At 55.7% G+C, this 9,090-nt stretch carries 12 protein-coding genes; 7 read left to right on the top strand and 5 right to left on the bottom strand.

The features are described 5' to 3' along the window. The 3 genes from QCH34_RS02540 to QCH34_RS02530 form a co-directional block, all read right to left on the bottom strand. Window positions 1-250, bottom strand: a 250-nt coding sequence (locus QCH34_RS02540) for a DUF47 family protein (RefSeq protein WP_300329582.1), incomplete at its 3' end; no start/stop codon positions are given. Window positions 251-374: 124 nt separating this feature from the next. Beyond that, window positions 375-1,235, bottom strand: a complete 861-nt coding sequence (gene speB, locus QCH34_RS02535) for an agmatinase (protein ID WP_300329579.1) — start codon at window positions 1,233-1,235, stop codon at window positions 375-377. Between the two features lie 2 nt (window positions 1,236-1,237). Next, window positions 1,238-1,618, bottom strand: a complete 381-nt coding sequence (locus tag QCH34_RS02530) for a translation initiation factor IF-5A (protein ID WP_300329576.1) — start codon at window positions 1,616-1,618, stop codon at window positions 1,238-1,240. 57 nt (window positions 1,619-1,675) lie between these two features. Here QCH34_RS02530 and QCH34_RS02525 point away from each other — a divergent pair, with 57 nt between their 5' ends. The 6 genes from QCH34_RS02525 (at window position 1,676) to QCH34_RS02500 (ending at window position 6,702) form a co-directional block, all read left to right on the top strand. Further along, on the top strand, window positions 1,676-2,461 hold the full coding sequence (locus QCH34_RS02525; protein ID WP_300329589.1) for a bifunctional fructose-bisphosphatase/inositol-phosphate phosphatase: 786 nt from the start codon (window positions 1,676-1,678) through the stop codon (window positions 2,459-2,461). 3 nt (window positions 2,462-2,464) lie between these two features. Beyond that, a complete protein-coding gene (locus QCH34_RS02520) occupies window positions 2,465-3,286 on the top strand; it encodes an NAD(+)/NADH kinase (RefSeq protein WP_300329573.1) in 822 nt (273 codons plus the stop codon). Between the two features lie 63 nt (window positions 3,287-3,349). After that, window positions 3,350-4,063 (top strand): DUF169 domain-containing protein, encoded by a 714-nt coding sequence (locus QCH34_RS02515; protein WP_300329570.1) that lies wholly within the window; start codon window positions 3,350-3,352, stop codon window positions 4,061-4,063. Between the two features lie 71 nt (window positions 4,064-4,134). After that, window positions 4,135-4,638 (top strand): amino acid-binding protein, encoded by a 504-nt coding sequence (locus tag QCH34_RS02510; RefSeq protein WP_366898241.1) that lies wholly within the window; start codon window positions 4,135-4,137, stop codon window positions 4,636-4,638. After that, window positions 4,635-5,615, top strand: coding sequence for a homoserine dehydrogenase (locus QCH34_RS02505; RefSeq protein WP_300329567.1), 981 nt, complete (start codon window positions 4,635-4,637; stop codon window positions 5,613-5,615). The genes QCH34_RS02510 and QCH34_RS02505 overlap by 4 nt, the downstream gene beginning before the upstream one ends. Beyond that, the gene (locus QCH34_RS02500; protein ID WP_300329564.1) at window positions 5,599-6,702 is read left to right on the top strand and encodes a sugar-specific transcriptional regulator TrmB; all 1,104 of its coding nucleotides are present in this window, start codon (window positions 5,599-5,601) and stop codon (window positions 6,700-6,702) included. Before QCH34_RS02505 ends, QCH34_RS02500 begins: the two co-directional genes overlap by 17 nt. Before the next feature lie 2 nt (window positions 6,703-6,704). On the opposite strand, the gene QCH34_RS02495 is transcribed toward QCH34_RS02500, so the two are convergent. After that, window positions 6,705-7,463, bottom strand: coding sequence for a creatininase family protein (locus QCH34_RS02495; protein WP_300329561.1), 759 nt, complete (start codon window positions 7,461-7,463; stop codon window positions 6,705-6,707). Between the two features lie 99 nt (window positions 7,464-7,562). Between QCH34_RS02495 and QCH34_RS02490 the strand changes: the two genes are divergently transcribed. Beyond that, complete coding sequence (locus tag QCH34_RS02490) at window positions 7,563-7,994, top strand: peptidylprolyl isomerase (protein WP_300329558.1); 432 nt, start codon at window positions 7,563-7,565, stop codon at window positions 7,992-7,994. A gap of 145 nt (window positions 7,995-8,139) precedes the next feature. On the opposite strand, the gene QCH34_RS02485 is transcribed toward QCH34_RS02490, so the two are convergent. After that, window positions 8,140-9,090, bottom strand: a 951-nt coding sequence (locus QCH34_RS02485) for a bifunctional 5,6,7,8-tetrahydromethanopterin hydro-lyase/3-hexulose-6-phosphate synthase (RefSeq protein ID WP_300329555.1), incomplete at its 5' end; no start/stop codon positions are given.

Here is a 9,090-nt window from a genome sequence, read left to right as displayed (position 1 = left end):
TCAGCCGTGATATCTCCTCGGGCTCAAGCGGGGTGATGAAGCTCCTGTTCAGCTCGGCATATGCCCGGTGGGCAAGGGCATCACCCTGGTGTTCGAATTTCTTGATCGCTTTGACCTTCTGCTCGATATTGGTATAGTCATCAATAAGATCAACAAGCAGGCGTGCAGCCTCTGTTGTAGTATCCGCGAGCTGCTCGAAGATATCATAGAAGACATGATCATTTGGAATAATCCAGTCTCGTAAACTCACAAGACACCACTCTTACAAGGAATCTTAAGAATAAAAAGGTCTTGATTCGAACCCGTTCACAACTGTTCCGATCATTTCCGGAATGCCTGATCTGTTCTTCATCCGGGTTCGTCTCATCTCTTCTTCATCTCTCCTGTTTTGCCGGATGCTCGCGGCTGCCGATGAATTCACGGATCATCTTTGCGGCAACCGCGGCAGTCTGTTCAGAATCATTTGGGAGCACCTCGACATAGTCGAATGCCACAGCCTGACCTGCAAGCGCCCGGATCACAGATCGGAGATCCCAGTGGGTGATCCCGAAGGGATCCGGTGTCCCGAGCCCCGGTGTCAGGCATGAGTCGATGGCATCCGCATCTATTGAGAGGTAGATTGCGTCTCCGCCGATGGCGGCTTTCACCTCGCCGATGATGGCGTTGATCCCCCGGTCATGCACCTCATCTGCGGTATAGATCCGGTGGTGTGCCGCCGCCTCAAACTCCTCCCGGGATCCGCTCCGCGCACCGATGATGATGATATTATCTATGCCGAGATCGCGGACCCGTGCCGAGACACAATCATGGTTGTAGCGGGATCCCCGGTATTCGTCCTGGAAATCCAGATGTGCATCACAGACGACATACCATTTCGGCATGGCAGCGCGCACTGCACCGATGGTGATCGAATGCTCGCCGCCGAGCATCACCGGCACTTTCCCGTCAGAGAGGATCATCGAGACGGTATCCTCAACCTGGGCTGCGACCGTCTCCGGATCTGCCTCCGGGTAGAGATCCCCGAGATCGGTGAAGGGGATATCGGTAAGCTCAAACCCGTACTCAGGCATGTATGGCTCGAAATTATACGAGATTGCCCTGATCGCAGCGGGTGCGGCACGGGTGCCCGGCTTGTATGAGGTCGTCCCGTCATAGGGGACCCCGAATATCACATACCGTGCATCCTCATATGAGGCTTCGGCATCGGCAAAAAGAGAGTTTGAAAAGGATTGCATATTCAGATGTCAAGCTTGCGTTTGCCGAGAGATTCGATGTAGGGAATCTCCTTGCCGGGCTCGATAAGTTCCAGCTGGTCGTCTGTGACATTCAGCTCGAAGTTTGTGTAATCTTTCATATCCATGAAGGAGACGGTATTTGCAGCGATCGAGATGACCTGGGCGCTCTTCCGCTCAACGATCGGGGCATAGATCTTGGCTCCAACCGGTGATGTATAATCCCGTTTCACTCCATCAAAGATGCCGACAGCCATGATCCGTGCCTTTGCGGCACCGTGCTTCCCGGGCTTTGAGGTGGCGATGGTCATAATTTTGCATGGTTCGTCATCTATGACCATGTAGCGGCCTTCTTTCAGTTTCCCAACTTCTGTTTGTTCTTTCATGATGATTTCTCGCAGGAGTAATTTATTGAATCTAAAGAACATAAAGACAACGCAGTGATGAATGAAACGCCCTTCCTTGCCGCATGCCAGCAGCTCTCCATCCGGCTCCGTGCAGAAATCCGCGATCTCGTCGGTACCGAGCAGGGTGGAGCGGAGATCGGGATGGGTGCGGATCAGACCCCGACTGAGGTGATCGATGATGTTGCCGAGTCTCTTGTGCTCGATCATCTCAGGGAGGCGGGCGTTGGCAGGCTCGTGATCAGTGAAGAGGCGGGTGTTGTGGATCTTCCCGGTGGGGAGGGGACGATCTACCTCGATCCGATCGACGGTACCTATAATGCCGTTGCCGGTATCCCCTTCTATGCGATATCCCTCGGATATGCAGTTGACGGGCAGATGAGAGAGGGGTATGTGATGGATCTTGCATCCGGTGAGGAGTTCTATGCAGTCCGGGGCGGCGGTGCGTTTCTGGATGGAATGGAAGTCTCTGTATCGGATGTCTCATCTTTGCATACCTGTGCGATGAGCCTGTACGGGAAGAAGTTCGACCCCGCCAGTATCATCCGGCTTGGCAGCGAGATTCGGAGATGGCGGCTCTTTGGCGCCTCAGCACTTGAACTCTGTTATGTTGCCTGCGGCCGGATAGACGGATTTGTCGATCTCAGGAATACCCTCAGGATCACCGATGCCGCCGCCGGAATGCTCATCTGCACAGAAGCCGGAGGAGTAGTATCGGCACCGGATGGCGGTCTGGTGAGTTTCCCCGACGATGTCTCTCTCGGGCGGTGTATGGTAGCGACGAATGCGGTGATCCACCGTAAAGTGATCGAGTATCTCAGGTGAAGAATGCGGTATTTCATCGTCTCACGGATTGATCGCGAAGAGGCGCTTGCGTTTGCAAGGATGCTTGCAGAAGACCTCCGGATGGCCGGGCACACGGTGCTCTTTGAACACGATACTGCCGATACCCTGAAGATGGATGGCGGAATCTCCTTTGAAGAGCTTCCGGGCCGTGCAGATCTGGTTGTTGCAGTCGGGGGGGACGGAACCGTCCTCAGGGCTGTTGCAAAGATGCAGCCGCAGCTCCCGGTGATCGGTATCAACTGGGGTGAGGTCGGGTTCCTTGCGGATCTCGAACGGGGCCATGCACTTGAGTTCCTCACCTCCCTCAAACCCGGCTTTTCTGTGGAGAAGAGGATGCGGCTTGCCTTTGAGAGTGATCATGGCCCGATCGGCGATGCACTCAATGAGGCATTGATCGTCACTTCACGCCCTGCGAAGATGCTCAGGTTCTCGATTGTCATCGATGGCGATGTGGCCGAGACATTCCGGGCCGATGGGATCATCCTCAGCACACCGACAGGCTCAACCGCATATGCGATGAGTGGAGGGGGTCCGATCGTCGATCCCTGGATCGATGGGGTTTTGATCGTCCCGCTTGCACCGTATATGCTCTCATCCCGCCCCCATATCATCTCGACCGATCGGAAGATCGAGATCCGCCTCGAGACTACAAAACCCGCAAACCTTGTCATCGACGGGGTGGAGGTGGAGCCGCTTGGCCTCTCCGGCTCGATCAGGGTAACGAGATCGGCAGATCCGGCCCTCTTTGTAAAAAGCGAACGGACCTTCTTTGAGAAGGTCGAGCAGAAACTGCGGCGTCTCTGATCATCAGGTTTATCGTTTGATGGATAAATAGGGTCTTGTAGAGAATAATGGAGTGTGAACGATATGGATGAGATGCGAACCGATTTGGATTATGCTGCGATATCAAAACTGCTGAAAGAACAACTCGGCCTGAAAGGCTCTCCTGTTGCCATCAAGCTGGCAGGATCAGAGAAGCAGATACCTGAGGGGATGGAAGAGGCAACCGGGCAGATGAGGCACTGCCAGATGGTCTCGCTTGCCCGGAATGAGGGGAAGAGTTTCTATGCAACTGCCGAGAAGCATAACTGCATGGGAGGCGCCTGGGCGCTCGGCCTCCGGGAACTCACCCCGTCCCTCAAATCCGGGGAGTTCTATTTTGCCCTCGGCAAGTACGAGAGCTGGGCAGCCTGCCGCCGGACAATTCAGAATGTTCCCCACCTGCCATCCGGGGATACCTATGCCACCCTCTATGCGCCTCTTGAATCAGCCACCTTCTCGCCGCATGTGGTGCTGATCATTGCCGAGCCGCGTTCGATGCTGAAGCTGGCACAGGGCATCCTGTACCGGATGGGCGGTCGGATCTATTCGGAGATGTCAGGGATCCAGTCAGTCTGTTCTGATGCGACTGCCACGGTCTATATGAGCGGAAAGCCGAATATCTCGCTAGGCTGTGACGGGTCACGGAAGTTCTCGGGCATTGCCGATGGCGAGATGGTGATGGGCCTTCCCGGTGAGCTGCTTGCGGAGATTGCGGATTCGATCCCGATCGTCGTCGGCGCACCAGGCTCAAAGAAATAACCCCCTTTTTGATCTCCGAATCCTTCTTATCACCAGCAGACGACTAGTACAACTATAAGGTGGAATGGGCGTTGCAGATCTCGATGAAGCTTGAGTTGAAGGATACTCCGGGCCAGCTGCTTGGAGCATTGAAACCGATCTCGGATATCGGTGGGAATATCATAACGATCATCCACCAGCGCGACCAGACGACTGCCGAGAACACCCTGACGGTGGATATCGTCCTTGAACTCGCTGAAAAGAAGCTTGATGCCCTGATCGAAGCCCTCCGTGAACGGGGGTGCGGGGTCGTCAGGATCGGCAAGCAGCGGCTCCTCCAGAAACAGTCGCTGATTATGATCGGACACCTGATGCATACCGATCTCACCGATACCGTTGACCGTATCGATCAGACAGGGTTTGCAGAGGTCTCGGAGCTGCATATGGTGATGCCCGCAATCGACGAGCCGTCGACTGCCAAGATTACGCTCCGTGCGGTCTCTCCCGAAGATATGCTTCATGCTGTTCGGATCCTCCGCGAGGTTGCAGCACAGAAGGATATTCTCATCCTCGAACCGCTGGAGGGTGTCGAATGAAGGTCGCGATCATCGGGTTCGGGGTGGTCGGGCAGGGGCTTGCACGGGCGCTTGCTGATACGGGCTTTACCATCACCGCTGTTGCAGATTCCCGCTCTGCCGCCATTGATGCAGACGGCCTTAATATCCCGGATATTCTTGCCCGGAAGGAGGAAACAGGGCTCTGCGGGGATACAGGGATTGGGAGTGCTGCTATCCTCTCTTCAGGCGCATTTGATATCCTTGTCGAGGTCTCGCCCACGAACGCAGATACCGGGGAGCCTGCCCTCTCAACGATCAGATCAGCCCTTGCCATGGGAAAACATGTCGTCACCTCGAATAAGGGACCGATCGCCTGTGCCTACCATGAGCTCAAAGCGCTTGCTGACCAGAAAGGGGTGAAGCTTGGGTACGAGGCGACCGTTGCAGGAGCGGTGCCGATCGTCTCCGGGCTCAGGCAGGGGCTTGCCGGCAATACGATCAGTTCGCTCCACGGCATCCTGAACGGGACCTGCAACTATATCCTCACCCGGATGCGGGACGAGGGGCTCACCTATCCGCAGGCGCTTCAGGAGGCCCGTGATCTCGGGTATGCCGAGGCGGATCCGACCTATGATGTGAAGGGGATCGATGCTGCCATCAAGCTGGTGATCCTGGCAAATACGCTTCTTGGGATGGATATCAGGTTATCTGATGTTGCGATCACCGGGATCGACTCGATCACGCCCGAAGCGCTCAGCCTTGCCGAGGCAGAAGGCGCGACGATCCGGCTTATTGGCGAGATCCTGCCCGGGAAGAACCAGGTCCGGGTCTCACCCCGTGTCATCTCGCTTGACCACCCGCTTGTTGTGGACGGGACGCTGAATGCGATCTCAGTCTGCTGCGATCTGGCGGGACCGGTGACCTTCATTGGAAAAGGTGCCGGCCCCTATCCGACCGCCAGTGCGATACTCTCCGATCTCAACTTCATCAGGGATGCATATGACCGGGGTGCTTGAGAAGAGGAATAAAATCCTCTCCCTGATGCGTCGTATTACGCTGGATGAAGGCTCTTTTACTGTGGCAGAGATCGCCCGCCGGATCGGTATCCCGAGGACGACCGCACAGGACTGGACGAACCGTCTTGTTTCGGAAGAATGTATTCTCCTCGATGCTCCGGGAAGGGGAAGGGAGCCTGCACGCTATATTGCCCGGACCGCTCTTCCCCGGACACTCTGCAAACGGATCTTTACAACCTGTGATGAGGATCTTGTTGAGATCTACCATGAGTGTATGAGTTCTGGCTGCGCCGCCTTCTGCCGCCACCATCATGGGCGTGCAGGCGGCGCCCTCTCCTCTGTCCGGAGGGATGGTACTCTCCTCCGTGAACGGGGCCGTTTTGGGGATGCTTCTGCGGATGTCGGCCTCTCCCCCCTCCCGGCTGTCAGTGTTGTTGCGATCCGGAAGGAAGGGGATCAGATCATCCAGACGATCCGGTCGTTTGGCGGCCCTTCATACTCCCTGACCGAGATGATGTCACGTGCGCGTGGTGTGCTGGCGGTGCATACCCGTCGGAATGGCAATATCGTCGAGGGGGATGTCTATACAAAGGCGCTCCGGCTGGTTGCGATTGGGATCGATGATACCGATTCGGAAGGGAGCGGTGCGACATTTGCCCTCGCCTATGCCCTTCTCCAGCATATCGGCAGGATGGACGGCGTGATGATGATTGCCCATCATGTTGCGATGCTCTCGCCTGCGATTGCCGAGAAGACGGCAGGCAACTCATGCAGCCTGATCGAGTTTGCAGCAGAAGAGCACCAGATTCCGGGGATTATCGATCAGGCAACCTCCTTTATTGCTGGAGAGTCTTCATCCCCGCACTGGGGAATTGCGGTGAAGGTCGGCCTCTCCCGCCCTGAGGGGCTCCTTGCCTATGGGGCAAAAGCGAGATCTGATCGTATTGATATTGACGAGGCGAAGTCACTTGCAGAGGCATCGGGGATCAGGATCGCCGGCGGCCGCGGTGTGATCGGTGCGCTGGCTGCCGTTTCACTCCACGGGTGCGGGGATGAGGTGCTCCTGAACCCCAGGATCCCGATCTGATCTCAGGGTTTGTATCCGTAGTTCCAGCCTGTTGCATTGAGTTCTTTCAGCATCTGGACGATCGCGTCAACAAGCGCCTTCTTCATAACAAGTCCCTTTTCCCTGCTTCCTTTTGTCGGGTCGCCGGTTGCGCCGCAATCGGTTATCTCCGAAAAGAGCCATTTGATCTCGCCAAACTCCGGGAGATCCGGCACCCGTCCTGCTGCATGCTCCATCTGGCAGAGCTCTTCGAAGAGGGCGAGGCTGATGGATGTTTCTCCTTCGCCTCCATGCCCAAGCCCCCCCCAGACTTCGAAGAATCCTTCGGGGAGGAGGGGGGCGATCGATTCCCACCATGCACCGAGCGAGGCGATCTTCATCTCCGGGTGGGCGACTTTCACCTTTCTCGATGCGATCTCGATCGGTGCGATGTTGCCGTCATGGCCGTTTAGGATGAAGACGTGCCTGATTCCTTCCCTGTGGAGGGATTCAAGGATATCCTCTATGATTGCTATCTCTGTCCCGAACCTGAGCGAGACGGTGAAGGGGAAGTCGCGGTAGTGTTCTGATACGCCGTAGGGGACAACCGGGAGGACGGCGGTCCCCGGTATCTGCTTTGCTACTTCTTCTGCCAGGATGGCGGCAGTGTAGGCGTCGGTTGCGAAGGGGAGATGGCCGCCGTGGCTTTCGAGGGATCCGAGCGGGAGTATTGCAAGGTCGAAGGGTTTCTCCCGGTAGTCATGGGCGGTTGTATGCTGCACCAGCAGGGGGTTCTTCTCCATACTGAGAGAATTGCAGTTATGTAATATGTATTCTCTCTTCCGTGGTCTGGGTAGAAAAACCGATTCTTACTTATATCCTCAACCCTTACGCCTTCAGGTATGACAGCAGCAGCAATTGGTGACGTAGTTTCAGTCCACTACACCGGCACGCTCGAAGATGGCGCGGTCTTTGACTCGTCACTTGAACGTGAACCGCTGGAGTTTGAAGTTGGCGCAGGACAGGTAATCCCCGGCTTTGACCAGGGTGTTCTGGGAATGGTTGCCGGCGAGTCCCGGCGGATTGAGATCCCCGCAGCAGAGGCCTATGGCGAGCGGAATGAAGAGATGGTCTTCCCGGTGCCAAAGGACCAGTTCCCGCCGGATATCACTCCGGGTGTCGGAGACCGTTTCCAGGTGCAGGTCGGCGAAGACCAGATCATCGAGGTGGAGATTACCGAGATCACCGATGATGCGGTGATGCTTGATGCAAACCACCCCCTCGCCGGAAAGACGCTCGTCTTTGAAATAACGCTCGTTGAGATTAAAGAGTGAAGTGAGGAGCTATCCTCATTTTTAGGGAATATATTTCCTGCTATTTTTTTCACTCATTTGTTATTATCCAAACCTCTTTACGCCTCACGTTTAAGGCGCTAATTCTTGAAAAAAAGGATATTTTGGGAAATGGAAAAAAAGAGATTTAGAAGTCCGTCATGATACGGAACTGGTCGATCTCTTCTGAATTAATCTCTTCGAGGAACTCTTCTGCCGCATGCTGGATATTCTTGCTTGCGGTGATGGCACGGCCGACGACGAGGATGTCCGCTCCGGATGTGAGTGCCTTCTTTGCCACATTCACCCGGATGCCGCCTGCGGTTGCCACAAGGATCTTTCCGCCTGCTGCCTTCTTGATGGCGGGGATGTCGCCCCAGGCATAGTCGCTTCCTTCTGCATCGATTGCACGGTGCATCTCAACGACATGCGGGAGTGCATTGATCTTGGCAAGCGCCTTTACAAGGTTTAACGGAGATTCGACATTCAGCATATCGACGACTGCATAGATGCCGGTCTTCCGTGCTTCGAGGACTGCCTTCTCGATGGTCGAGATCGGGGCAAGGCCGGAGATGACGACTGCATCAGCAGATGCATTTGCGCACATCCGGGTCTCGAGGTTGCCGGTGTCGAGGGTCTTTAAGTCCGCGATGATGAAGGCGTTTGGCCTCATCTTCCTGATTTCGCCGATGACGGAGAGGCCGAACTGCTTGATCAGCGGGGTGCCTGCCTCGATGATGAGGTGGTCGTTCTGCGGGAGTTCTGTTAAGACACGCTCGACCTGCTTCATGTCGACGAGATCCATGGCAACCTGGAGGTATGGGGGGTTCCAGAGCCGCTGGACCTTGAAGCCCATGACGCCGTGTGCTGCACGATCCTTCTCGTGGAGGATCGTCTTCTCGTCAGGGAAGGATTCGAATGCCCGTGAGAGTGAGAGTTTCATGGCCCCGTAGTTGTACCGGTAGATCCGGTTGTAGTCTTCCGCATCAGGTGCGAGATAGACACTGGCAATGATGACGATGTCATCGATATTGATGCCATTGAAGAGCCCCTCTTCGAGGCAGTCTGCAACGGCTTTTGCCACTGCTGCCTGAACCGG

The organism is Methanocalculus sp., assembly GCF_029762515.1.
Classification (GTDB): Archaea; Halobacteriota; Methanomicrobia; order Methanomicrobiales; family Methanocorpusculaceae; genus Methanocalculus.
The sequence above is the reverse complement of the archived record's forward strand: the minus strand, read 5'-3'. Positions and strand labels throughout refer to the sequence as shown.